General features: G+C 63.5%; 32 protein-coding genes. 4 read left to right on the top strand and 28 right to left on the bottom strand.

Annotated features, from left to right (window positions below):
* The first annotated feature begins 63 nt into the window (after positions 1-63).
* Entirely contained in the window at positions 64-2,451 is a 2,388-nt protein-coding gene (locus tag KR541_RS01630) for a penicillin-binding protein 1A (RefSeq protein ID WP_089488075.1), read from the top strand.
* 81 nt (positions 2,452-2,532) lie between these two features.
* Here the strand turns inward: KR541_RS01630 and cyaY are convergent, their stop codons facing one another.
* A complete protein-coding gene (gene cyaY / locus KR541_RS01625; protein ID WP_050013156.1) occupies positions 2,533-2,859 on the bottom strand; it encodes an iron donor protein CyaY in 327 nt (108 codons plus the stop codon).
* 36 nt (positions 2,860-2,895) lie between these two features.
* On the opposite strand from cyaY, the gene lptM reads away from it, so the two are divergent.
* Complete coding sequence (lptM, locus tag KR541_RS01620; protein WP_050013157.1) at positions 2,896-3,174, top strand: LPS translocon maturation chaperone LptM; 279 nt, start codon at positions 2,896-2,898, stop codon at positions 3,172-3,174.
* Positions 3,175-3,255: 81 nt separating this feature from the next.
* Here the strand turns inward: lptM and msrQ are convergent, their stop codons facing one another.
* The 5 genes from msrQ to KR541_RS01595 form a co-directional block, all read right to left on the bottom strand.
* The gene (gene msrQ, locus KR541_RS01615; protein ID WP_176015605.1) at positions 3,256-3,942 is read right to left on the bottom strand and encodes a protein-methionine-sulfoxide reductase heme-binding subunit MsrQ; all 687 of its coding nucleotides are present in this window, start codon (positions 3,940-3,942) and stop codon (positions 3,256-3,258) included.
* A 20-nt stretch (positions 3,943-3,962) separates the two neighbouring features.
* On the bottom strand, positions 3,963-4,958 hold the full coding sequence (gene msrP / locus KR541_RS01610; RefSeq protein ID WP_124631185.1) for a protein-methionine-sulfoxide reductase catalytic subunit MsrP: 996 nt from the start codon (positions 4,956-4,958) through the stop codon (positions 3,963-3,965).
* Between the two features lie 160 nt (positions 4,959-5,118).
* On the bottom strand, positions 5,119-6,297 hold the full coding sequence (gene ccsB / locus KR541_RS01605; RefSeq protein WP_050013160.1) for a c-type cytochrome biogenesis protein CcsB: 1,179 nt from the start codon (positions 6,295-6,297) through the stop codon (positions 5,119-5,121).
* Between the two features lie 4 nt (positions 6,298-6,301).
* Positions 6,302-8,515 (bottom strand): cytochrome c biogenesis protein ResB, encoded by a 2,214-nt coding sequence (locus KR541_RS01600; protein WP_050013161.1) that lies wholly within the window; start codon positions 8,513-8,515, stop codon positions 6,302-6,304.
* A gap of 214 nt (positions 8,516-8,729) precedes the next feature.
* Positions 8,730-9,383 (bottom strand): c-type cytochrome, encoded by a 654-nt coding sequence (locus tag KR541_RS01595; RefSeq protein WP_050013162.1) that lies wholly within the window; start codon positions 9,381-9,383, stop codon positions 8,730-8,732.
* 214 nt (positions 9,384-9,597) lie between these two features.
* On the opposite strand from KR541_RS01595, the gene yihA reads away from it, so the two are divergent.
* Positions 9,598-10,257, top strand: coding sequence for a ribosome biogenesis GTP-binding protein YihA/YsxC (gene yihA, locus KR541_RS01590; RefSeq protein ID WP_050013163.1), 660 nt, complete (start codon positions 9,598-9,600; stop codon positions 10,255-10,257).
* 253 nt (positions 10,258-10,510) lie between these two features.
* On the top strand, positions 10,511-11,509 hold the full coding sequence (gene hemB, locus KR541_RS01585; RefSeq protein ID WP_050013164.1) for a porphobilinogen synthase: 999 nt from the start codon (positions 10,511-10,513) through the stop codon (positions 11,507-11,509).
* A gap of 129 nt (positions 11,510-11,638) precedes the next feature.
* Here hemB and dsbD read toward each other — a convergent pair whose 3' ends face one another.
* The 22 genes from dsbD to rpmC form a co-directional block, all read right to left on the bottom strand.
* On the bottom strand, positions 11,639-13,492 hold the full coding sequence (dsbD, locus tag KR541_RS01580) for a protein-disulfide reductase DsbD (protein ID WP_124631184.1): 1,854 nt from the start codon (positions 13,490-13,492) through the stop codon (positions 11,639-11,641).
* Positions 13,485-13,811 (bottom strand): divalent-cation tolerance protein CutA, encoded by a 327-nt coding sequence (gene cutA, locus KR541_RS01575; RefSeq protein WP_050013166.1) that lies wholly within the window; start codon positions 13,809-13,811, stop codon positions 13,485-13,487. The genes dsbD and cutA overlap by 8 nt, the downstream gene beginning before the upstream one ends.
* Before the next feature lie 199 nt (positions 13,812-14,010).
* Positions 14,011-14,406: a 50S ribosomal protein L17 gene (rplQ, locus tag KR541_RS01570; RefSeq protein ID WP_006477175.1), complete on the bottom strand. Its 396-nt coding sequence runs from the start codon at positions 14,404-14,406 to the stop codon at positions 14,011-14,013.
* 148 nt (positions 14,407-14,554) lie between these two features.
* Complete coding sequence (locus tag KR541_RS01565) at positions 14,555-15,532, bottom strand: DNA-directed RNA polymerase subunit alpha (protein WP_006477176.1); 978 nt, start codon at positions 15,530-15,532, stop codon at positions 14,555-14,557.
* A gap of 124 nt (positions 15,533-15,656) precedes the next feature.
* Positions 15,657-16,280 (bottom strand): 30S ribosomal protein S4, encoded by a 624-nt coding sequence (gene rpsD, locus KR541_RS01560; RefSeq protein ID WP_006477177.1) that lies wholly within the window; start codon positions 16,278-16,280, stop codon positions 15,657-15,659.
* Between the two features lie 154 nt (positions 16,281-16,434).
* A complete protein-coding gene (gene rpsK / locus KR541_RS01555; protein ID WP_004197937.1) occupies positions 16,435-16,836 on the bottom strand; it encodes a 30S ribosomal protein S11 in 402 nt (133 codons plus the stop codon).
* A gap of 28 nt (positions 16,837-16,864) precedes the next feature.
* Entirely contained in the window at positions 16,865-17,230 is a 366-nt protein-coding gene (rpsM, locus tag KR541_RS01550; protein ID WP_006477178.1) for a 30S ribosomal protein S13, read from the bottom strand.
* Positions 17,231-17,268: 38 nt separating this feature from the next.
* Positions 17,269-17,385 (bottom strand): 50S ribosomal protein L36, encoded by a 117-nt coding sequence (rpmJ, locus tag KR541_RS01545; RefSeq protein ID WP_004199844.1) that lies wholly within the window; start codon positions 17,383-17,385, stop codon positions 17,269-17,271.
* Positions 17,386-17,405: 20 nt separating this feature from the next.
* Entirely contained in the window at positions 17,406-17,624 is a 219-nt protein-coding gene (gene infA / locus KR541_RS01540; protein ID WP_004521905.1) for a translation initiation factor IF-1, read from the bottom strand.
* Positions 17,625-17,631: 7 nt separating this feature from the next.
* Positions 17,632-18,981: a preprotein translocase subunit SecY gene (secY, locus tag KR541_RS01535; protein ID WP_050013167.1), complete on the bottom strand. Its 1,350-nt coding sequence runs from the start codon at positions 18,979-18,981 to the stop codon at positions 17,632-17,634.
* A 42-nt stretch (positions 18,982-19,023) separates the two neighbouring features.
* Positions 19,024-19,458 carry a 50S ribosomal protein L15 gene (rplO, locus tag KR541_RS01530; RefSeq protein ID WP_006482880.1) on the bottom strand — a complete coding sequence of 145 codons (435 nt, stop codon included), beginning with the start codon at positions 19,456-19,458 and terminating at the stop codon, positions 19,024-19,026.
* 26 nt (positions 19,459-19,484) lie between these two features.
* Positions 19,485-19,667, bottom strand: coding sequence for a 50S ribosomal protein L30 (rpmD, locus tag KR541_RS01525; RefSeq protein WP_006400644.1), 183 nt, complete (start codon positions 19,665-19,667; stop codon positions 19,485-19,487).
* A gap of 15 nt (positions 19,668-19,682) precedes the next feature.
* Positions 19,683-20,201: a 30S ribosomal protein S5 gene (gene rpsE, locus KR541_RS01520; RefSeq protein WP_006752931.1), complete on the bottom strand. Its 519-nt coding sequence runs from the start codon at positions 20,199-20,201 to the stop codon at positions 19,683-19,685.
* A 14-nt stretch (positions 20,202-20,215) separates the two neighbouring features.
* Complete coding sequence (rplR, locus tag KR541_RS01515; RefSeq protein WP_006477183.1) at positions 20,216-20,581, bottom strand: 50S ribosomal protein L18; 366 nt, start codon at positions 20,579-20,581, stop codon at positions 20,216-20,218.
* A 12-nt stretch (positions 20,582-20,593) separates the two neighbouring features.
* Positions 20,594-21,124 (bottom strand): 50S ribosomal protein L6, encoded by a 531-nt coding sequence (gene rplF, locus KR541_RS01510; RefSeq protein WP_006477184.1) that lies wholly within the window; start codon positions 21,122-21,124, stop codon positions 20,594-20,596.
* Between the two features lie 18 nt (positions 21,125-21,142).
* Complete coding sequence (gene rpsH / locus KR541_RS01505) at positions 21,143-21,538, bottom strand: 30S ribosomal protein S8 (protein WP_006477185.1); 396 nt, start codon at positions 21,536-21,538, stop codon at positions 21,143-21,145.
* A 14-nt stretch (positions 21,539-21,552) separates the two neighbouring features.
* Positions 21,553-21,858 (bottom strand): 30S ribosomal protein S14, encoded by a 306-nt coding sequence (gene rpsN, locus KR541_RS01500; protein ID WP_006482884.1) that lies wholly within the window; start codon positions 21,856-21,858, stop codon positions 21,553-21,555.
* A 7-nt stretch (positions 21,859-21,865) separates the two neighbouring features.
* Entirely contained in the window at positions 21,866-22,405 is a 540-nt protein-coding gene (rplE, locus tag KR541_RS01495) for a 50S ribosomal protein L5 (RefSeq protein ID WP_006477186.1), read from the bottom strand.
* A gap of 16 nt (positions 22,406-22,421) precedes the next feature.
* Positions 22,422-22,730, bottom strand: a complete 309-nt coding sequence (gene rplX, locus KR541_RS01490; RefSeq protein WP_006477187.1) for a 50S ribosomal protein L24 — start codon at positions 22,728-22,730, stop codon at positions 22,422-22,424.
* A 9-nt stretch (positions 22,731-22,739) separates the two neighbouring features.
* Positions 22,740-23,108, bottom strand: a complete 369-nt coding sequence (gene rplN / locus KR541_RS01485) for a 50S ribosomal protein L14 (RefSeq protein ID WP_006482918.1) — start codon at positions 23,106-23,108, stop codon at positions 22,740-22,742.
* Positions 23,109-23,417: 309 nt separating this feature from the next.
* Positions 23,418-23,690: a 30S ribosomal protein S17 gene (gene rpsQ / locus KR541_RS01480; protein WP_006477189.1), complete on the bottom strand. Its 273-nt coding sequence runs from the start codon at positions 23,688-23,690 to the stop codon at positions 23,418-23,420.
* Positions 23,687-23,881 carry a 50S ribosomal protein L29 gene (gene rpmC, locus KR541_RS01475; protein ID WP_006400652.1) on the bottom strand — a complete coding sequence of 65 codons (195 nt, stop codon included), beginning with the start codon at positions 23,879-23,881 and terminating at the stop codon, positions 23,687-23,689. Before rpmC ends, rpsQ begins: the two co-directional genes overlap by 4 nt.
* Positions 23,882-23,886 lie beyond the last annotated feature (5 nt).

Raw genomic sequence — 23,886 nt, 5'->3', positions numbered from 1 at the left:
CCCCCGCGTCAGGAGCGCTCTTACCGGGCAGCTATAATCGCGGGACTGTTTTCCGGTATGCCTATGCAATCCACGACTCCTACGTCCCCGCCTCCCGCCCCGGAGCCGAAGAAGCGGCCCTGGTGGCAAAAAGTCCTGCTCGGCTTCGCCGCGATGTGCGTGGCCCTCGTCGTGGCCGGCGGCCTCGTGCTCGGCTACGCGCTCGTCGTGGCCTGGCCGAACATGCCGTCGCTCGATGCGCTGACCGACTATCGCCCGAAGGTGCCGCTGCGCATCTACACGTCCGATCACGTGCTGATCGGCGAATTCGGCGAGGAGCGCCGCGACGTCGTCCATTTCAAGGACGTGCCCGACTCGCTGAAGAAGGCGATCCTCGCGATCGAGGATGCGCGCTTCTACGATCACGGCGGCGTCGACCTCACCGGCATCATCCGCGCCGGCTTCGTCGCGCTGACGAACGGCCACGCGTCGCAGGGCGCGAGCACGATCACGATGCAGGTCGCACGCAACTTCTTCCTGTCGAGCGAGAAGACCTACACGCGCAAGATCTACGAGATGCTGCTCGCGTACCGGATCGAGCGCGCGCTGACGAAGGATCAGATTCTCGAGGTCTACATGAATCAGATCTATCTCGGCCAGCGCGCGTACGGCTTCGCGAGCGCCGCACGGGTCTATTTCGGCAAGGACCTGAAGGACATCACGCTCGCGGAAGCCGCGATGCTCGCGGGGCTGCCGAAGGCGCCGTCCGCGTACAACCCGGTCGTCAACCCGAAGCGCGCGAAGGTACGCCAGGAATATATCCTGCAACGGATGCTCGAGCTGAACTTCATCACGCGCGAACAGTACGACGAAGCGTCCGCGCAGCCGCTCGTCGTCAAGGGTCCGGGCCGCGATTTCAGCGTGCACGCGGAGTACGTCGCCGAAATGGTCAGACAGATGATGTACGCGCAGTACCGTGAGGAAACCTACACGCGCGGCTTCAACGTCGTCACGACGATCGATTCCGCGGATCAGCAGGTCGCGTACACCGCGCTGCGCAAGGGCATCATGGATTACGAGCGCCGTCACGGCTATCGCGGGCCGGAAGGCTTCATCGAGCTGCCGGCCGGTGCCGACGACCGCGAACAGGCGATCGACGACGCGCTGCTCGAGCATCCCGACAACGGCGAGCTGATCGCCGCGGTCGTGACGGCCGCGAGCCCGCGCCAGATCACGGTGGCGTTCATCGACGGCAGTACCGCGACGATCGACGGCGACAACCTGCGCTTCGCGTCAGGCGCGCTGTCGGCCAACGCGCAGCCGAACCGCCGGATCCGCCCGGGCGCGATCGTCCGCGTGGTGAAGAACGACGCCGGCAAGTGGTCGATCACGCAGTTGCCGCAGGTCGAGGGTGCGTTCCTGTCGATCGTCCCGCAGGACGGCGCGATCCGCTCGCTCGTCGGCGGCTTCGACTACAACAAGAACAAGTTCAACCACGTCACGCAGGCATGGCGGCAACCGGGTTCGTCGTTCAAGCCGTTCATCTACTCGGCGTCGCTCGACAAGGGCCTCGGGCCGGCGACCGTGATCAACGACGGCCCGCTGTATTTTAGCGCCGCGGAAACGGGCGGCCAGCCGTGGGAGCCGAAGAACTACGGCGGCGGCTTCGAGGGCCCGATGTCGATGCGCACCGCGCTGCAGCGCTCGCGCAACCTCGTGTCGATCCGGATCCTGAACCACATCGGCACGAAATACGCGCAGCAATACATCACGCGCTTCGGCTTCGACGCCGAGCGCCATCCGGCCTACCTGCCGATGGCGCTCGGCGCCGGCCAGGTCACGCCGCTGCAAATGGCAGGCGCGTACTCGGTCTTCGCGAACGGCGGCTACCGCGTCAATCCGTACCTGATCGCCGAGGTCACCGATCCGAACGGCGCGATCGTCGCGCGCGCGCAGCCGCTCGTCGCCGAGCAGAACGCGCCGCGCGCGATCGACGCGCGCAACGCGTACGTGATGAACAGCCTGCTGCAGAGCGTCGCGCAGCGCGGCACGGGCGCGCGGACCAACGTGCTGAAGCGCGCCGACCTCGCGGGCAAGACCGGCACGACGAACGACTCGCACGACGCCTGGTTCGCCGGCTACCAGCACACGCTCGCCGCGATCGCGTGGATCGGCTACGACAATCCGCGCAGCCTCGGCGATCGCGAAACCGGCGGCGGCCTGTCGCTGCCGGTCTGGATCGACTACATGGGTGCGGCGCTGAAGGGCGTGCCGGAATTCAAGCCGACGGTGCCGGACGGCGTCGAGTCGCTCGGCGGCGAGCTGTATTTCACCGAGTTCACGCCGGGGCACGGCTTCGTGTCGACGGTCGGCGTGCCGCAGGCGCCGGCCGCGCAGAACGTCGACGAGGCCGTGCCGCACGTCGACGAACAGGAAAAGCAGGACATCATGAACCTGTTCCAGGGCCACTGACCCGCGGCCCGACCATGAAAAAAGCGCCCCGCGGGGCGCTTTTTCTTTGGGCACGACATTCGGGACCCGCTGCCCCGGCCGTCACGCGCCGAACGTGATCGGCAGGCCGGCCTGCTGCGTCGCGTATTCGGTGAGCGCCGAGAAGAACTCGGTGCCCGTGCGCGTATCGCGCCACGCACCGTCGACGAAACGGTAGTGGAATCCACCGGCCTTCGCGGCGATCCACACTTCCTTCATCGGCGGTTGCAGGTTGACGATGATCTTCGAGCCGTTTTCGAACGTCAGCGTCAGCACGCTGCCGTTGCGCTCCAGATCGATGTCGTGATCGCCGTCGTTCGCGACGTCCACGGTACGCTCGACGGCCGCCAGCACGGCCTCGGCACGGGCCAGGTATTCAGTATCGGACATGCTAAACTCTATCGGTTAAATTGTTCAGGGACGATCATGCGAGTCGTTTTCCGGATGAGCGCGATTGTAGCGGCTTTGGCGATTCTTGCCGGCTGCGGTCAAAGCGGCGCGCTCTATCTGCCCACCGTACCCCCGATGCCCAAGCCGATCCAGCAGCAGAACACGCCGCCGTCGGACGTGAAACCGACCGACGAAAACGCGTCGTCCGACGAGACGCCCGACACGTCCGGCTCGCCGCTCACGCTGTCGCCCGAACTGTCGAGCACCGCATCGACCATGCCCGCCCCGGCATCGGGCCCGGCAGCCACGAAGTAACGACGCGATGCCGCCCGCGCGGCGCGCGCAACGAGGCGATGACTCCCCGGTCATCGCCTTTTGTTTTTTCGGGCCGCCGCGTCACGCACGCACGCGCCGCCAGCCCCACGCAACCACCCGCCAGCCGAGCAGCGCGGCGACGATCGCCGCGTAGAGCTTCGGCTGCGCGAGATCGTGCTTGCCGGCCCGCATCCACCAGAAGTGCAGCACGCCGAACAGCGCGATCGCATAGATCGCGCTGTGCAGCGTCGCCCAGTGGCGCCCCAGCCGGCGCACCATCGCGCGCGGCGACGTCGCGGCGAGCGGAATCAGCAGCACGAACGCCGCGAAGCCGACGGTGATGAACGGGCGCTTGCCGACGTCCTTCAGGATCGCGACGACGTCGAACCACTTGTCGAACCACAGGTAGGTCGTGAAATGCAGCGTCGCGTAAAAGAACGCGAACAGCCCGATCATCCGGCGAAAGCGCAGCAGCGACGCGAAGCCCGTGATGCGCCTGAGCGGCGTGACGGCAAGCGTGATGCACAACAGGACGAGCGTCCACAAGCCGGTCGAGCGCGTGATGAATTCGATCGGGTTCGCGCCCAGCCGGTCCGTCAGCCCGAACAGCACGACGCGCGCGAGCGGATACAGGCCGGCCGCGAACGCCAGCACCTTGGCCGGTGCGAGCCAGCGCGGCGCGGCGGGACGGATCGCACCGGTCCGCGCGGTGCGTGCGGCCGACCGGACACCCGCGGCGCGCTCGGAAGTGAGCGTCGAAGGACGCATGTCGTTTCTCACCGTCGTGCTCAGAAATTCTTCTTCAGGTCCATGCCCTGATACATCGAGGCGACCAGATCGCCGTAGCCGTTGAACATCAGTGTCTTGCGCTTCGGCGTGAAAAAGCCGTCCTCGCCGATGCGCCGCTCGGTCGCCTGGCTCCAGCGCGGATGATCGACGTTGGGGTTCACGTTCGAATAAAAGCCGTACTCGTTCGCGGCGTACGTGTTCCAGCTCGTCTTCGGCTGCTTGTCGACGAAGCGGATCTTCACGAGCGACTTCGCGCTCTTGAAGCCGTACTTCCACGGCACGACGATCCGCACCGGCGCGCCATTCTGGTTCGGCAGTACCTGGCCGTAGACGCCCATCGTCAGCAGCGTCAGCGGATTCATCGCCTCGTCCATGCGCAGCCCTTCCGAATACGGCCAGTCGAGCACGGGCGTCGACAGGCCGGGCATTTGCGACGGATCGGCCAGCGTGACGAACTGCACGTATTTCGCGTTGCCGGTCGGCTGCACGCGCTTGATCAGCTCGGACAGCGGCACGCCGATCCACGGGATCACCATCGACCAGCCCTCGACGCAGCGCAGCCGGTACACGCGCTCCTCGAGCGGCGCGAGCTTCAGCAACTCGTCGAGATCGAACACTTTCGGGTGCTGCACCTCGCCTTCGACGCTCACGCGCCACGGGCGCGGCCGCAGCGTGCCGGCGTTCTGCGCCGGGTCGCTCTTGTCGGTGCCGAATTCGTAGAAGTTGTTGTAGGACGTGATGTCCTTGAACGGCGTCACCTTGTCGATGGCGACGAACTTCGGGTTCGTTTTTGCCGCGAGCTTCGCCGCGCGCGGATCGGGCGACGCATACGCGGCGAGCGCCGCGCCGCTGGCGCCAAACAGGCCGCCCGCGGCCGCGAGGCCGGCCGCCTGCAATACGCGCCGCCGGTTCTCGAACACCGCGCGCGGGGTGATCTCGCTCGGCGCGATGTCCGCGCCGGTCAGTACGTTACGCAAAGGGCGTTTGATCCACATCGTGCAGTTCCTCCCGCATGCGCGGCGCGCATGCTTCATCAGCGTTCGACCCGGCCCGTCACGCGCCGTTCGACGCCCGGTTCGCCCGCCGCGTTACAAAAGAAAACCGCCGGGCACGCAGTGCACCGGCGGTTCGATAGTCGGACGAGCGTCGGAAATCTTACAGTTTGCCGTAGCTGTGCAGCCCGGACAGGAACATGTTGACGCCGAGGAACGCGAACGTCGTGACCAGCAGGCCGGTGAGCGCCCACCACGCGGCCACCGCGCCGCGCAGGCCCTTCATCAGCCGCATGTGCAGCCACGCCGCGTAGTTCAGCCACACGATCAGCGCCCAGGTTTCCTTCGGATCCCAGCTCCAGTAGCCGCCCCACGCTTCGGCCGCCCACAGCGCGCCGAGGATCGTCGCGATCGTGAAGAACGCGAAACCAACCGCGATCGACTTGTACATCACGTCGTCGAGCACTTCCAGCGTCGGCAGGCGATCCGCGAGGATCCCGCGCTCCTTCATCAGATACGCGACCGACACCATCGCCGACAGCGCGAAGCTGCCGTAGCCGATGAAGTTCGCCGGCACGTGGATCTTCATCCACCAGCTTTGCAGCGCCGGCACGAGCGGCTGAATCTGCTGCGCATCGCGCGCGACCGAGTACCACATCAGGAAGCCGACCGCCGCGCTGATGACCAGCAGCACGAACGCGCCGAGCGAACGCGTGCCGTAGTGGCCTTCGTAATACAGATAAAGCAGCGCGGTGATCAGGCTGAACAGGACGAACACTTCATACAGGTTCGACACGGGGATATGCCCGACGTCCGCACCGATCAGGTAGGACTCGTACCAGCGCACCATCAGCCCGGTGAAGCCCATCAGCACGGCGACCCACGTGAGCTTCTGGCCGATCGCGGCGCCCGTTTCGGAGCGCGCGAGCAGGCCGATCCAGTAGAAGATCGTCGCGAGCACGAACAGCGCGCTCATCCACAGGATCGCCGACTGGCTCGACAGGAAGTACTTGAGGAAGAACGCCGAATCGGCGCGCGCGAGATCGCCCTGGTAGATCTGGATCGACAGCAGCGACAGCACGGCGATCGACGCCATCATCAGCCGCGCGGGCTTCCAGCGCCAGCCGAGCGCGACAAGCGCCGGCACGGTGCCGATCATCACCGCCTTGTCGTAGTAATCCATGTGCGCGTTGTAGTGCACGAGCGCATAGCCCGCGCCCGCCACCAGCGCCAGCGCGAACAGCCAGTCGAACAGCGACAGGCGCGCGAGGAACGGACGGTCGTCGAACAGCGGCGACGCTGCCGGCGCCGTACGGGAAGAGGAAACTTGCGTGAGATCCATGATGTTACCGGGTGGAATTCTCGGAATCGGAACCGCCGCCGGCAGGCGCGCGGGCCGTCGAAGCCGCACCGGCGGGTGCGGCGTCGCGAGGTGCGGCGTGCAAGGCGGCGCCGGCCGCGTCGCGCGTCTGCACGAATTCTTTCTCGAAATCGAAGGTCTTGCGGGCCGTGGACATGGCCATCACCACCTCGACGCCCGAACCGGCGTCCTTCAGCCAGAACCAGAGCCGCCGCTCGCGCACGTAGAACATCGAGAAGATGCCGGCGACCAGCAGCAGGCTGCCAAGATACACCAGATTCTTGCCGGGCGCGCGCGTCAGCTGAAATACCGAAGCTTGCACCTGCTTGAAGGAGTCAAGCTGCAAATAGACCGGCGATCCATACAGGAAGCTGTCGGATAGCGCATTGATCGCGTTCTGCACGAAGCGGATCGTGTCGGCGCCTTGTTGCGCGGCCGGCTCGCCCGCATGCTCGCGCGCGATCTGCCACACCTCCCACATCGAGCCCTCGAGCATCCGCAACAGCAGGCTCGCGGCCTTCTCCTGCTCGCCCTTCGGCACCGAGCGGTCGATGAACGTCGCCACCGCCTGGAAGCCGCCGATCGGCTGGCCGTCCGCGCCGCGGCCGACGCTGTCGTCGCTCGCCGCGAAAAGGGTCAGCACCTTCGACGCACTGTCCTGCAGGCGGCCGCGCAGCGACGCGTCGCCCGGCAGCGAGCGCTGCGCGAAGCGCGCGGCGGCCTCGGTGCGCACGGCCGGATCCTCGAGCGCGGCGCGCAGGCGCATCCATTCGCCGATCGAATCCTGGCTGTCGGCCGGAATCCGCATGTAGCGGAACGGATCGTTCGGACTCGCGCGCACGCCGGCGAGGAACACGCGCTCGCCGTTCATGTCGACGGGTAGCATGTAGTTGTTGAATTCGCGCGCCTGGCCGTCCTTGCCGCGAATCTTGTACTGCACCGACGGCCCGATGTTGTGGAGCTGCGTCGGCTTCGACGTCTTCGCGCCCGAGCCGAGCCGCTCGTCGAACACTTCCTTCAGCGAGCTGGTGGTCGCGACGCCGCGCACGTCCGGCTTGCCTTTCGCGTCGGCCATGTTCTCGACGTTGATCGCGCGGAAATCGGAGAATTCGATCGTGTCGCCGTCGGCGCCCGGGACCTGCAGCGGCGCCGAGCTGCCGATCGTGCCCTTCACGGGGACGGTCGCCGCGTGGCTGCCCGTCATCGGATAGGCCGTCATCTGCATCTGCGAGCCGCCGTCCTGGAAGCTCGACTGATAGATCGACACGCCCTTGTACGTGAACGGCTTGTTGACCTCCACCCGCGCCGGGATCTTCCGGCCGGTCTCGCGATCGATCACGACGATGTCGCTCGCGAACAGCTTCGGCATGCCGGTCGTGTAGTAATCGACGATGAATTTGTCGAGCTGGATCGAGAACGGCAGATCCTGAATCAGCGAGCCGCTCGGCTGGTTCAGGATCGCGGTCGACACGAACTGGCCCTCCGGCACCCACGCGTAGCCGCGGAAGGTCGGGTTCGACGCGGACAGCCGATGGTCGGGCGAGATATCGCTGATCGTCGCGCTCGTGTTGACCGGGCTCTTGCCGAACATCAGCATCTGGAATTTGATCGGCAGGTTGCTGTCGAGCAGGCCGCCGATACAGATCACGACGATCGCGAGGTGCGCGGAGATATAGCCCCACTTGGTCATCGCGCCGCGCTTCGCGGAGATCAGCGTCGCGCCGTCGGTTTCACGCACGACGTGCTTGTAGCCAGCCTTCGTGACGAAGGCGGCGAGCGTCGCCGCGACGCTCGCGCGCGTGCCGGACGCCGTGTATTCGGCCTTGTGGTGGAAGGCGCGCAGGCTGCCTTCGCGGACCTTGTCCTTCCAGCTCTTCGCATCGGCGAGCATCTTCGGCGCGTTGCGGATCACGCACAGCGAGATCGACGTGACGAGGAAGATCAGGATCAGCATGAACCACCACGCGCTGTACACGTTGTACAGGCCGAGCGAACGGAAGATGTCCGCCCAGAACGGCCCGAACTGGTTCACGTAGTTCGGATACGGATCGTCCTGGGTCAGGACCGTGCCGATGATGCTCGCGATCGACAGCACCACCAGCAGCGCGATCGCGAAACGCATCGAGCTCAGCAACTCGACCGCACGTTTCGACGCACCCTGACCCGACTTCGACTGCAACCCCGACGTGGTAACGCTCATTCAAACTCCGACTAAGGGGAAACCACCCCCACGCTCACTATGTTCGCTCGGGGAGCGCAGCTCCCCATCGCCTGCCAGCCGCGCCATCCCGGCCCGGCGAGTGCCGGCAAAAAAGAAGGGCGAGGCAACCGCGACGGCGCGGCGCCCCACCCTTTTCTTGTTCTGACTCCGGCCGCCCTTCGGGCGCCCGGTCATTCCATTCGCGGCTGACCGCTCAACGCAGGCCCGCGATGTAATCCGCGACGGCCTTGATCTCGGTATCCGACAGCCGCGACGCGATCTGATGCATCGCCTCGTTGTTGTTGCGCGCGCCGGCACCCTGCTGGAACGCGGTCAACTGCGCGACCGTGTAATCGGCCCATTGCCCCGACAGACGCGGGTACTGGACCGGGATCCCCTGCCCCGTCGGCCCGTGGCAGCTCGCGCAGGCGGGAACGCCCTTTTCCGCGATGCCGCCGCGATAGATCTTCTGGCCGATCGGCACCGTCGCCGCATTGCGTGCGGTACCGAGCTTCGTCGTCTGCGACCCGTAGTACGCGGCGACGTTGCGCATGTCGTCCGCGCTCAACGCGCTCGCGAATCCGACCATCACCGCGTTGTTACGCACCGGCCCCTTCGCGCCCGGCTGCGTCTTGAAGTCGTTCAACTGCTTGACCAGATATTCGGGATGCTGGCCGGCGAGCTTCGGGAAACTGCCCGACGCGCTGTTGCCGTCGGCGCCGTGACACGACGCGCAGACCTGCCCGGCAATCGCCTTGCCGCGGTCCAGATCCGGCTTGGCCGCATCTGCCGCGTTTGCCTCCGCTACGAAACCTACGAACCCTGCTGCAACCTGAAGCACCATCAGAGACTTGCACAGTCGATTCATTCGCACACCCTGTTTCGTCTTGTGGGAATTTGAGGTTCTGCAAAAAACGACGGCGTTCAGTCTACCGCAGAAGCCACATAAAAGCGCGAGGCAGGCGCCCGGTGGCCTTCGGCAAAACCGTCGTATTGTACAATATCGTGCTGAAAGCTCCCGCGCCTATCGGGGCTACCCCGCCTCCACCACGCGGCTCGCGCCGCCCGTCCTTCCGGTTCCCATGGCCTTTCTGCTCCATCAAGCCCGCTTCTACACGACCGTCAACCATCTGCGCGACCTGCCGCCGACGGTCCAGCCGGAAATCGCGTTCGCGGGCCGCTCGAATGCCGGCAAGTCGACGGCGATCAACGTGCTGTGCAACCAGAAGCGGCTGGCCTTCGCGTCGAAGACGCCCGGCCGCACGCAGCATATCAACTACTTCTCCGTCGGCCCGGCCGCCGAGCCCGTCGCGAACCTCGTCGATCTGCCCGGCTACGGCTATGCGGAAGTGCCCGGCGCCGCGAAGGCGCACTGGGAAATGCTGCTGTCGTCCTATCTCGCGACGCGCTCGCAGCTCTGCGGCCTGATCCTGATGATGGATTCGCGCCGTCCGCTGACCGATCTCGATCGGCGCATGATCGAATGGTTCGCGCCGACCGGCAAGCCGATCCACACGCTGCTGACCAAGTGCGACAAATTGACGCGCCAGGAAAGCATCAACGCGTTGCGCAACACGCAGAAGGGGCTCGACGCGTATCGCGACCAGGGCGTGAAGGGCAAGCTGACGGTCCAGCTGTTCTCGGCGCTGAAGCGCACGGGGCTCGACGAGGCCCATGAACTGATCGAGAGCTGGCTGCGGCCGTCCGTCGCCGACGAAAACAGCGAGCCTGTAGCACAATGAGCGGGCAACGCGCGGCTGGGATCGGCCCTGCGCACCTGACGGCGCCTGCGGATTCGGCCGGCTCATAAAAAAACCCGCCGTTGAACGGCGGGTCAAACAGCCTAATCGAAAAACGACAGGCACCCGCTCAGGGAGGAGAAGCGGGGAGCTGCACGCAACGCGTGCCGCTCGATCGCTATCATATACCAACGATCTCGAAAATGACCTAAGGGTTCCGTAAGGTCCTTCTTGCCCTGATTTCTGCCAAATCGCCATGAGCTTCCATCCGCTTCATCGTCCGCGCCGGATGCGCCGCGACGACTTCTCCCGCCGCCTGATGCGCGAAAACCGCCTGACCACCGACGACCTGATCTACCCGGTATTCGTCGTCGAAGGCACCAACGAGCGCCAGCCCATCCCGTCGATGCCCGGCGTCGAGCGCGTGTCGGTCGATCTGCTGATGCACGTCGCCGAGCAGTGCGTCGAACTCGGCGTGCCCGTGCTGTCGCTGTTCCCGGCCATCGAGCCGTCGCTGAAGACACCCGACGGCCGCGAGGCGGCCAATCCGGAAGGCCTGATCCCGCGCGCGGTGCGCGAGCTGAAGAAGCACTTCCCCGAACTGGGCGTGCTGACCGACGTCGCGCTCGATCCGTACACGAGTCACGGCCAGGATGGCGTGCTCGACGAAAACGCCTATGTGATCAACGACGACACGATCGAGATCCTGGTCGACCAGGCGCGTGCGCAGGCGGAAGCCGGCGTCGACATCGTCGCGCCGTCGGACATGATGGACGGCCGCATCGGCGCGATCCGCGAGATGCTGGAAAGCGACGGCCATATCCATACGCGGATCATGGCCTATTCGGCGAAGTTCGCATCGGCGTTCTACGGCCCGTTCCGCGATGCGGTCGGTTCGGCGTCCAACCTGGGCAAGGGCAACAAGATGACCTACCAGATGGATCCGGCGAACAGCGACGAAGCGCTGCGCGAAGTGCGCCTCGACATCGACGAAGGCGCCGACATGGTGATGGTCAAGCCCGGCATGCCGTATCTCGACATCGTGCGCCGCGTGAAAGACGAGTTCCGCTTCCCGACCTACGTGTACCAGGTGAGCGGCGAATACGCGATGTTGAAGGCGGCCGCGATGAACGGCTGGCTCGACCACGACAAGGTCGTGCTCGAATCGCTGCTCGCGTTCAAGCGTGCGGGCGCCGACGGCGTGCTCACGTACTTCGCGCTCGATGCCGCGCGTCTGCTGAAAGCGCAGCGCTGATCGCGCGCCGGCACGCGCCAGCAAAAACGGCGGGACACCTCGGTGTTCCGCCGTTTTTTGTTTACCGTCGATCGCGACCGTCAGCCGGCCGCGGATCTTCCGTTCGCCGGTCGCCGCAGCCGCCCGTCGTCATACCGTCGGAACGGCCGCCCGATCGAGGCTGCGCAGGAACGTGTCGGCCGCCTGATAGCCGACCACGCGGCCGATCTCGCGGCCATTGCGATCGAAGAAGATGATGCCCGGCGGCCCGAACAGATTAAAGCGCTTGAGCAGCGCCTGATCGTCCGGGTTGTTCGCGGTGACGTCCGCGCGCACGAGGTGAAGCTGCGCGAGCCGCGCCTGCACGCGCGCGTCGGTGAAGGTCAGATGCTCCATCTCCTTGCAGCTCACGCACCAGTCGGCGTAGAAGTCCAGCATCACCGGCTGGCCCGACGTCTTCAGCAGCGCGTCGAGTTCGCCGCTGGAGCGCACCGGGGCAAACGCGGGGCCGTCCTGCGCGGCAGCCGCGCCGGCCGTCGCCGCGCCGCCGGACGCCACCGTACGCGCCGCCAGCACGGCCAGCGGCTTGACGGGATCGGTCGAGCCCGCAGCCAGGCCGACGAGCAGCGTCGCGGCCCAGATCGCGAGCGCGGCGCCTACGCCGCGGCCCAGGCGGCGCCAGATCGACGCGGCGCCGGCATTCGGCGTGAACAACCCGAGCGCTGCGGCGGCGATCAGCAGCCACAACGCCGCGAGCACCATCTTCAGCCCGCCCGCCAGCACCGGCCACACGATCCACAGCGCGGCCGCGAGCAGCACGATGCCGAAGAACACCTTCACGCCGTCCATCCACGCGCCTGCGCGCGGCAGCACCGTCCCCGCTCCGACGCCGACGACCAGCAGCGGCACGCCGAGGCCCAGCCCCATCGCGAACAGCGCCGCGCCGCCGAGCCACGCATTGCCGGTGTGCGCGATGAACGCGAGCACCGCGAACAGCGGCGCCGTCATGCACGCGCCGACGACCAGCGCCGACAACGCGCCCATCGCCGCGACCGCGACGAAGTGGCCGCCCTGGCGCGCGCTCGATGCCTCGGCCGCGCCGTTCTGCCAGCGCTCCGGCAGCGCGATGTCCTTGCCCGAGATCAGCGACACCGCGAACGCGCTCAGCAGCACGCCGAACGCGCCGAGCACCCACGGGTTCTGCAACCATGCGCCGAGGCTCTGGCCGACCAGCGCGGCGGCGATGCCGAGCACCGTGTAGACCAGCGCCATGCCGACCACGTAGGTCAGCGACAGCGCGAAGCCGCGTGCATGCGTCGCGCGCGTGCCCTGGCCGATGATGATCGCGGACACGATCGGAATCATCGGGTACGAACACGGCAGCAGGCTCAGCACGACACCCGCGACGAAATAGAGCGCGACGATCGTGAAGAAGCCGTGGCCTTCGAGCAGCGACTGCGCGAAATCGGCGCTCGTGACCTTGTCGAACCAGCTGCCCGCGGCAGCCGTGTCGCCGGACGGCGACGCGGCGCCGAGCGCGGCGCCATCGACCTTCATCACGTGCTCGGCCGGCGGATAACAGATCCCTTCGTCCGCACACCCTTGCGACGTCACCGCGAGCTCGAACGGCCCGGCCGCCTGCTTCACCGGCACGTGAACGACGACTTCATCGCGGTAGGTCTCGACGTCCTTCTGGAACGTCTGGTCGAACTTCACGTGGCCGGCCGGGAATTGCGGCTCGCCGAGCGTGGCTTGGCCGCTTTTCACCGCGAACGCGAAGCGCTCGCGGTACATGTAGTAGCCGTTGGCGATCTTGAAGCGGACGTCCACCTGTCCCGGCGATTCGCTCGCGCTGAACTTGAACGCAACCGACGGATCGAGGAAATCGTCGGCCGCACGCGCGGCGGACAACCCGCCCAGCACGAGCACGAGCACGAACGACAACAGGACCGCAAGAAACCGCAGCGCGCGCACGCGCACCGAAAGCGCCATACCGTTAAACATGAAATAAACGTTGAGTTTCGTTGGTCACCCATTGGCCATACGCGGCCGATGCCGTCGTCTGCCACGAGACGATTTCAGGCGTCTCGTACGGATGATGCGCGAGAATAAATCGCTCCAGTTCGAGCGCCCGAACCGGGCTCGTCTTGAACAGCAACTGGATCTCGTCGGCCGTTTCGACCTTGCCCTGCCAGTGATAGCGCGACTTGATCGTACCGAGCTCCGACACGCACGCGGCAAGCCGCGCGTCGAGCGCGCCGTCGGCGAGCGCCGCGGCCGTCGGCGCATCGGGGACCGTCGTCAGCATCAGCACCACTATCATCCGCTCTCCTCGCTGGTCTGCAGGCGCCTGCCGGCGCCGGTTACCCGCCCAGGGACCGCACCGGTTGCCCGTATCGTAGCGCAGCCCGCGCAACGCTGCCGGCACCAGCCTGCGACAATCGACCGCAACCGGCATCCCAAAAACAAAAAGGGCCAAGCAATCGCTCGGCCCCTTTCAGATCCTGCTGCGTACCGGAAGCTTATTCAGCTTCTTGCACGTTTTCCGTTTCGTCGACTTCCGGACGGTCGAGCAGTTCGACCAGTGCCATCGGTGCGTTGTCGCCCACGCGGAAGCCGAACTTCAGCACGCGCAGGTAGCCGCCCGGACGGTTCGCGAAACGCGGACCGAGCACGTCGAACAGCTTCGCGACCGAGTCACGATCGCGCAGGCGGTTGAACGCCAGGCGACGGTTTGCCAGCGACGGCTTCTTGCCAAGCGTGATCAGCGGCTCGACGACTTTACGGAGTTCCTTCGCCTTCGGCAGCGTCGTCTTGATGACTTCGTGCTCGATCAGCGAGTTGGACATGTTACGGAGCATAGCCAGACGGTGGCTGCTCGTGCGGTTCAGTTTCCGCAGACCATGACGATGGCGCATTTCAGTTTCCTTGATTCAAAGTTTTGGTCCAGCTCTTCTATCGCGCCTCGGAGGGCGCACGGGCCGGTAACGAAAAAAGCAAGATGCGGATTTTAAAGGAAAATCCGCATCTTTGCCAACTACAGCGATAGCCAGGCTACAACCGGGATTACTTGTCGAGACCAGCCGGCGGCCAGTTCTCGAGCTTCATGCCCAGCGTGAGACCGCGCGAAGCGAGCACTTCCTTGATCTCGTTGAGCGACTTGCGACCGAGGTTCGGCGTCTTCAGCAGCTCGTTTTCCGTGCGCTGGATCAGATCGCCGATGTAGTAGATGTTCTCGGCCTTCAGGCAGTTCGCCGAACGAACCGTCAGCTCGAGATCGTCCACCGGACGCAGCAGGATCGGATCGATCTGCGGTGCACGCGACGGCGCTTCGGCTGCCGTTTCCGTGCCTTCCAGCGCCGCGAACACGGACAACTGGTCGACCAGGATGCGGGCCGACTGGCGGATCGCTTCTTCCGGCGTGATCACGCCGCTCGTCTCGATGTTCATCACGAGCTTGTCGAGGTCGGTACGCTGCTCGACCCGTGCGCTTTCGACCGCATAGCTCACGCGGCGAACCGGCGAGAACGATGCGTCGAGGACGATGCGGCCGATGATCTTGGCCGTGTCTTCGCCGTAGCGACGGACGTTGCCGGGCACATAGCCGCGACCCTTTTCGATCTTGATCTGAACGTCGAGCTTGCCGCCCTTCGACAGGTGCGCAATCACGTGATTCGGGTTGATGACTTCGCAATCGTGCGCCAGCTCGATATCGCCGGCCGTCACGACGCCTTCACCTTCCTTGCGCAGCGTAACCGTCACTTCGTCACGATTATGCAGCTTGAACACCACGCCCTTCAGGTTCAGCAGCAGGTTGACGACGTCTTCCTGCACGCCATCCAGCGTCGAGTACTCGTGCACCACGCCTGCGATCGTGACTTCGGTCGGCGCGTAGCCTACCATCGACGACAGCAGCACGCGGCGAAGCGCATTGCCCAAGGTGTGGCCGTAACCGCGTTCGAACGGTTCCATGACCACCCTCGCGTGGTTCTCGCCCAGCGATTCCACGGCGATGATCTTGGGTTTCAGCAAACTGGTTTGCATGGGCTTTCCTTTTCAATACCCTCGGCTCGTTACACCGATAAGGCTGACCGGTAACAACCAGAAAATAAACAGCCGAGGCCCCTCCTTGCGCAACGCAATCGGGGTACCTCGGCCGTCAATCGGATTAACGCGAATACAATTCGACGATCAGGCTTTCGTTGATGTCGCCTGCGATTTCAGCGCGTTCCGGCATTTGCTTGAACGTGCCTTCGAACTTCTTCGCATCGACTGCAACCCAGCTCGGCATGCCGCCTTGCTCGGCCAGCGACAGCGCTTCGACGATACGCGCCTGCTTCTTCGCCTTTTCGCGGATCGCGACGACGTCACCCGCCTTCACTTGCTGCGACGGGACGTTTGCGACGACGCCGTTCACGGTGATCGACTTGTGGCTCACCAGCTGACGCGCTTCAGCGCGGGTCGAGCCGAAGCCCATGCGATACACGACGTTGTCGAGGCGCGACTCGAGCAGTTGCAGCAGGTTTTCACCCGTGTTGCCCTTCCGGCGATCGGCTTCAGCGAAGTAGCGACGGAACTGACGTTCCAGCACGCCGTAGATACGCTTGACCTTCTGCTTTTCGCGCAGCTGCGTACCGTAGTCGGACGTACGTGCGCCCGAGGTACGGCCGTGCTGGCCCGGCTTGCTGTCGAGCTTGCACTTGTCGGCGAGCGAGCGGCGCGCGCTCTTCAGGAACAGGTCGGTGCCTTCACGGCGGGACAGCTTGGCTTTGGGGCCGATATAACGTGCCACTTTGCATTCCTTTATCAATCAGTCACGCGGATCGAAATCCGCGCTAGTCCGCTCCCTTTGGGGCGAACGGTGGGCTTAGTCAATCAAAAAAGCAACGCCCGTCGACGCTGAGCGGCGACAGGCAATGCGCTAGCACGAACGTGCCAGCACATCCTTAGATACGACGACGCTTCGGCGGACGGCAGCCGTTGTGCGGAATCGGGGTGACGTCCGAAATCGCGGTGATCTTGATGCCGAGGCCGTGCAGTGCACGCACTGCCGACTCGCGACCCGGGCCCGGGCCCTTGATCCGCACTTCCAGATTCTTCACGCCATATTCCATCGCGACGCGGCCAGCCGATTCAGCTGCGACCTGAGCGGCGAACGGCGTCGATTTGCGCGAGCCCTTGAAGCCCTGGCCGCCCGACGTCGCCCATGCCAGAGCGTTGCCTTGGCGATCGGTGATCGTGATGATCGTGTTGTTGAACGACGCGTGAACGTGAACCACGCCTTCAGCGACGTTCTTCTTAACCTTCTTGCGAACGCGTTGCGCCGCGGTGTTCGAAGCCTTAGCCATTACGTTTTCCTGTAACTGTCAGTTCCGCTTACTTCTTCAGCGCTTGCGCTGCACGACGCGGACCCTTGCGGGTACGTGCGTTCGTACGCGTACGCTGACCGCGCATCGGCAGGCCCTTGCGATGACGGACGCCACGGTAGCAACCGAGGTCCATCAGGCGCTTGATGTTCATCGTCACTTCACGGCGCAGATCGCCTTCGACGACAAACTTGCCCACTTCTTCACGCAGCTTTTCCAGGTCTGCGTCGGTCAGATCCTTGACCTTCTTCGAAAAATCGACGCCAGCTGCCACGCAGATGCTGCGCGAACGGGTGCGGCCGACACCAAAGATAGCCGTCAGGCCGATCTCGGTGTGCTGGTGATTCGGGATGTTAACCCCTGCGATACGAGCCATTGTTTTTCCTCAAACAAAAAGCGCAAACAAACGCGCGGTCAGCCTTGGCGCTGCTTGTGGCGCGGATCCGAGCTGCAGATCACGCGAACGACGCCTTTGCGCTTGATGATCTTGCAATTGCGGCAAATGCGCTTAACCGATGCCATCACTTTCATGATAATACCCTTTTTTCAAATCACTTCGCCCGGAACACGATCCGCGCACGAGACAGATCGTAAGGCGTCAACTCAACCGTCACCTTGTCGCCGGGCAGAATGCGGATGTAGTGCATCCGCATCTTTCCGGAAATATGCCCCAACACGACATGGCCGTTTTCCAGCTTCACACGGAAGGTCGCATTCGGGAGGTTTTCAATCACCTCGCCCTGCATCTGGATTACATCGTCTTTGGCCATAGTCCTTTCAACGCATCGGGATGTTGCCGCCCTTGAAGTTTGCCTTCTTGAGCAGAGACTCATACTGTTGCGACATAACGTACGACTGCACCTGCGCCATAAAGTCCATCGTGACGACGACAATGATCAGCAGCGACGTTCCACCAAAATAAAACGGCACGTTCCAGCGCAGCACCAGGAATTCCGGCAGCAGACACACGAAGACGATGTAGATCGCACCGGCCAGCGTCAGACGCGTGAGGATGCGGTCGATATATCGTGCGGTCTGATCGCCCGGACGGATGCCCGGAACAAACGCGCCGCTCTTCTTCAGGTTGTCCGCGGTCTCCCTGCTGTTGAACACCAGTGCGGTGTAGAAGAAGCAGAAAAACACGATTGCCAGCGTGTACAGCAGCACATAGACCGGCTGGCCCGGCTTCAGCGCTTCCGCAACGTTATGCAACGTATTGGAAATCCAGCTTCCCGTCGGCTGACCGGTACTGAACCAGCCGAGAATCGTTGCCGGGAACAGAATGATCGACGATGCAAAGATCGGCGGAATCACGCCCGACATGTTCAGCTTCAGCGGCAGATGCGACGACTGCCCGCCGTAGATCTTGTTGCCGACCTGGCGCTTCGCGTAGTTCACGAGGATCTTGCGCTGACCGCGTTCGATGAACACGACCAGGTAAGTCACCGCGGCGATCAGAACGACGATGATGATCGCCGAAATGATGCTCATCGAACCCGTACGCACCAGCTCGAACAACCCGCCCACGGCATTCGGGAACCCTGCTGCGATCCCGCCGAAGATGATGATCGAGATACCGTTGCCCAGACCACGCTCGGTAATCTGCTCGCCGAGCCACATCAGGAACATCGTGCCCGTCACCAGCGTCACGACCGTCGTCAGACGGAACAGCGTGCCGGGATCGGTGACGAGGCCCGGCTGGTTTTCCAGCGCGGCCGCGATACCGAATGCCTGGAAGGTCGCGAGCACCACGGTGAAATACCGCGTGTACTGCGTGATCTTCCGTTGCCCTGCCTGCCCTTCCTTCTTCAGCGCCTCGAGCTGCGGCGAAACGATCGCCAGCAACTGCATGATGATCGACGCCGAGATGTACGGCATGATCCCCAGCGCAAAGATCGTGAAGCGGGAAAGTGCGCCACCCGAGAACATGTTGAACATGCCCAGGATGCCGCCCGCCTGGCTCTGGAACAGCTTGGCCAGTTGATCCGGATCGATGCCCGGCACGGGAATGTGCGCGCCGATGCGATAGACGATCAGCGCCAGGAGCAGGAACATCGCTCGCCGGCGCAGATCGCCGAATTTCGCCGTGCTTCGACCGGGTTTTGCAAGACTCGGGCTGTTAGCCAAGTACCTTCTCCGATGAATGCAAGTGACGACGCGCTACGCGTGTCACTCGGCGAACGAACCGCCAGCCGCTTCGATCGCAGCGCGCGCACCCTTGGTGGCACCGAGACCCTTCACGACGATCTTGCGCTTCAGTTCGCCCGTCGCGATGATCTTTGCGCTCTTCGTCAGCTCGCCGACCAGGCCGGCTTGCTTCAGTGCGAGCAGATCGATCTCGTCGACCGGCAGCTTCTCGAGGTCGCCCAAGCGCACTTCACCGACGAATTCCTTCGTCAGCGACGTGAAGCCGCGCTTCGGCAGACGACGTTGCAGCGGCATCTGACCGCCTTCGAAACCGACTTTGTGGAAGCCGCCCGAACGCGATTTCTGACCCTTGTGACCACGGCCAGCCGTCTTGCCGAGGCCCGAACCGATGCCACGACCGACGCGACGCTTGGCGTGCTTGGCGCCAGCTGCCGGCTTCAGGTTATTCAATTCCATATCAACTCCTTGATCCGTAGGGCCGCTTACGCGATGACCTTAACGAGGTACGAGACCTTGTTGATCATGCCGCGGACCGCCGGCGTGTCCTGCAGCTCGCTAACCGAGTTGAGTCGGCGCAGGCCCAGGCCACGCACGGTCGCGCGGTGCGATTCGCGGGTCCCGATCAGGCTCTTCACGAGCTGAACCTTGACAGTTTTTTCAGACATGGTGACCACCCGGGCTTAGCCCAAAATATCTTCGACGGACTTGCCGCGCTTCGCCGCGATGTCTGCCGGGGTCGACTGCTTGCGCAGGCCGTCCAGCGTGGCGCGAACGAGGTTGTACGGGTTCGTCGAACCGTGGCTCTTCGCCACGACGTTCTGAACGCCCATCACGTCGAACACTGCGCGCATCGGGCCGCCTGCGATCACGCCCGTACCTGCCTTCGCCGGAGCGAGGAGGACAGCGGATGCGCCGTGCTTGCCGTGCACTTCGTGCTGCAGCGTGCCGTTCTTGAGCGGCACCTTGAACATGTTGCGGCGAGCTTGTTCCATTGCCTTCTGGACAGCGACCGGCACTTCCTTCGCCTTGCCCTTGCCCATACCGATGCGGCCATCACCGTCGCCAACCACGGTCAGTGCGGCGAAGCCGAGAATACGGCCACCCTTCACGACCTTGGTCACGCGATTGACCGAAATCATCTTTTCGCGAAGGCCGTCGTCGCGCTCGTCAGCCTGAACTTTCGCTTGCATCTTTGCCATGACGAATTCCTTCCTTAGAACTTGAGCCCAGCTTCGCGAGCTGCCTCAGCCAGCGCCTTGACGCGGCCGTGGTAGCGGAAGCCCGAGCGGTCGAAGGCGACGGATTCGATGCCGGCAGCCTTTGCCTTTTCGGCAATACGCTTGCCGATCAGCGTCGCGGCATTGACGTTGCCGCCCTTGCCCGACTTGTCGGCCAGTTCTGCGCGCACTTCTGCCTCGAGCGTCGACGCGCTGGCGAGCACCTTGGTGCCGCAGGGCGAGAACACTTGAGCGTAGATGTGCGTGTTCGTGCGATGCACGGCGAGACGCGCGACCTGCAGCTCAGCGATCTTGATACGCGTCTGGCGAGCGCGGCGCAGGCGAGATTGAGTCTTATCCATGATTGCGCACCCTTACTTCTTCTTCGTTTCTTTGAGGATCACAACCTCGTCGGCATAACGCACGCCCTTGCCCTTGTAGGGCTCCGGCGGACGGTAACCGCGGACTTCCGCAGCCACTTGACCGACTTGTTGCTTATTGATCCCCTTGATCACGATTTCGGTTTGCGTCGGGGTTTCAGCCTTGACGCCTTCCGGCATCTGGTGCACCACCGGGTGCGAGAAACCCAGCGACAGGTTCAGCTTGTCGCCTTGCGCTTGCGCACGGTAACCGACGCCAACCAGCGTCAGCTTGCGCTCGAAACCCTTGGTCACGCCGTGCACGGCATTCGCGATGATCGCGCGCATCGTGCCCGACAGTGCATTTGCTTCGCGGCTTTCGTCGACCGGCGACAGATTCAGCGTGCCGTCGTTGTTCGCCACGTTCACGAGCGGATTGATCGCTTGCGTGATGGTGCCCAGCGGACCCTTGACGGTGATTGCACCGTCGGCCAGCTTGACTTCCGCGCCTTGCAGCGCGATCGGGCTTTTACCTACTCGAGACATGTTTCTCTCTCCTCGGCTTTAAGCGACGTAGCAGATGACTTCGCCGCCGACGCCGGTAGCGCGCGCCTTGCGGTCGGTCATCACGCCCTTCGGCGTCGACACGATTGCCACACCGAGGCCATTCATGACCTGCGGAATGTCGTTGCGGCCGCGGTACACGCGCAGACCAGGCTTCGACACGCGCTCGAGGCGTTCGATGACCGGGCGACCTGCGTAGTACTTCAGCGCGATATTCAGTTCGGACTTCGCACCTTCCGCCTTCACGGCGAAATCGTCGATATAGCCTTCGTCCTTCAGGACTTGCGCGATTGCAACCTTGACCTTCGACGAGGGCATCGCGACCGATACCTTCTCGACCATCTGCGCGTTGCGGATGCGAGTCAGCATATCGGCGATAGGATCACTCATGCTCATTTACGTTTCTCCTATTACCAGCTCGCCTTGGTCAGGCCAGGAATCTCGCCACGGAATGCGATTTCACGAATCTTGTTACGCGCGAGGCCGAATTTACGGAACGTGCCACGCGGACGGCCCGTGATCGCGCAGCGGTTACGCTGGCGGGTCGGGTTTGCGTTGCGGGGCAGTTGCTGCAGCTCCAGGCGTGCTTCGTAGCGCTCTTCTTCCGACTTGCTTTGGTCTTCGACGATCGCCTTCAGCGCTTCGCGCTTTGCTGCGAACTTCGCGACCAGGCGGGCGCGCTTCTTTTCACGTTCGATCAGTGCCAGTTTAGCCACGGTAACCTCAGTTTCTGAACGGGAACTTGAAGCTGGCGAGCAGAGCCTTTGCTTCGTCGTCGGTCTTCGCAGTCGTCGTGATGCTGATGTTCAGCCCACGCAGTGCGTCGATCTTGTCGTAATCGATTTCGGGGAAAATGATCTGCTCTTTCACACCGATGTTGTAGTTGCCACGGCCATCGAAAGCACGACCCGACACACCGCGGAAGTCACGCACGCGGGGCAGGGCAACCGTCACGAAACGGTCGAGGAATTCGTACATCGCCTGGCCACGCAGCGTCACCATCGCGCCGATGGGATAACCCTGGCGGATCTTGAAGCCTGCGATTGCCTTGCGAGCCTTCGTGACGACCGGCTTCTGGCCGGCGATCTTCGTGAGGTCGCCAACGGCGTTCTCGATGATCTTCTTGTCAGCGATCGCTTCGCCAAGACCCATGTTCAGCGTGATCTTGGTGATGCGCGGCACTTCCATGACCGACTTGTAACCGAACTTCTCGATCAGGCCGGGCACAACCTTTTCTTTGTAAAACTCTTGAAAACGAGCCATTTTTTACTCCGCTGCGTCAGGCGCTCAGTACGGCACCGGTCGTCTTCAGGAAGCGAACCTTCTTGCCTTCCTCGACCTTGATGCCAACACGCGACGCCTTGCCATTCGCGTCGACCAGTGCGACGTTCGAAATATGCAGGGGCATCGTCTTCGCTTCCACGCCGCCCGTCGTACCCTTCATCGGGTTCGGCTTCACATGCTTCTTGACGAGGTTGATACCTTCAACCGTCACATGTTCAGCACCGACAGCCAGCACGACGCCGCGCTTGCCCTTGTCCTTGCCAGTGACGACGATGACTTCGTCACCTTTGCGAATCTTGTTCATCGCGACTCCTTACAGCACTTCCGGCGCCAGCGAAACGATCTTCATGAATCGTTCGCTACGCAGCTCACGCGTCACCGGCCCGAAGATACGGGTGCCGATCGGCTCGAGCTTGTTATTCAAAAGCACAGCGGCGTTGCCGTCGAACTTGATCAGCGAGCCGTCTTGACGGCGCACGCCCTTGGCGGTGCGAACCACCACGGCGTTGTAGATTTCGCCTTTCTTCACGCGCCCGCGCGGCGTTGCCTCTTTGACGCTCACCTTGATGATGTCGCCAATGCCGGCATAACGACGCTTCGAGCCGCCGAGCACCTTGATGCACAGGACTTCACGTGCACCCGTGTTGTCGGCTACTTCGAGCCGAGATTCGGTCTGGATCATGGTTTGTCTTTCCCAACTTAATCCGGATGCACCACCATGATGCATTCGGTCAGTCTTGGTCCCGTCAGCCAATCGGCTGCTTGGGTTGGAACAGCAGCGACGGCAAACGAAACCCGCCATCGCAATTCGGTGAATCTTTCGGACAGGCAGGCGCCAGTCCGCTTCCCCCACCAACTTCGCCCGCGACGGGGCTCCCATAAAGAGGGAAGACCAGGATTATAACAAATAATCCTGGTCCCGCAAGCAAAAACTTTGCGATTTCAAGCACTTCGTGACGAAGTGCCCGTTACTGCCTACTGCGCTGCCCGCTTAGATGACGCGAGCGGCTTCGACGAGGCGCGACACCGTCCAGGCCTTCGTCTTCGAAACAGGACGCGTTTCCTGGATTTCGACGAGATCGCCTTCGTTGTAGGTGTTCGCTTCATCGTGCGCGTGGTACTTCTTCGAGCGCACGACATACTTGCCGTAGATCGGATGCTTGACGCGGTGCTCGATCAGCACGGTGACGGTCTTGTCCATCTTGTTGCTGACGACCCGACCGACCAGCGTCCGCTTCAGCGAGGTTTTCACGCTATCGTTCATTTCTGGTTCGCCTTCTGAGTCATGACGGTCCGCACACGTGCGATGTCGCGACGAACCTTCTTCAGCTGGCTCGTGTTCGTGAGCTGCTGGGTCGCGAGTTGCATGCGCAGGCCGAATTGCGCCTTCAGCAGGTCCGCCAGCTCCTTGTTGAGCGCGGCCTGGTCTTTCTGGAGAAGTTCGGAAGCCTTCATGTTTT

The organism is Burkholderia sola (assembly GCF_905400185.1).
In the GTDB taxonomy this organism is placed as follows: domain Bacteria; phylum Pseudomonadota; class Gammaproteobacteria; order Burkholderiales; family Burkholderiaceae; genus Burkholderia; species Burkholderia sola.
Note: the sequence above shows the minus strand (reverse complement) of the source record. Positions and strands in the feature narration are given on the sequence as shown.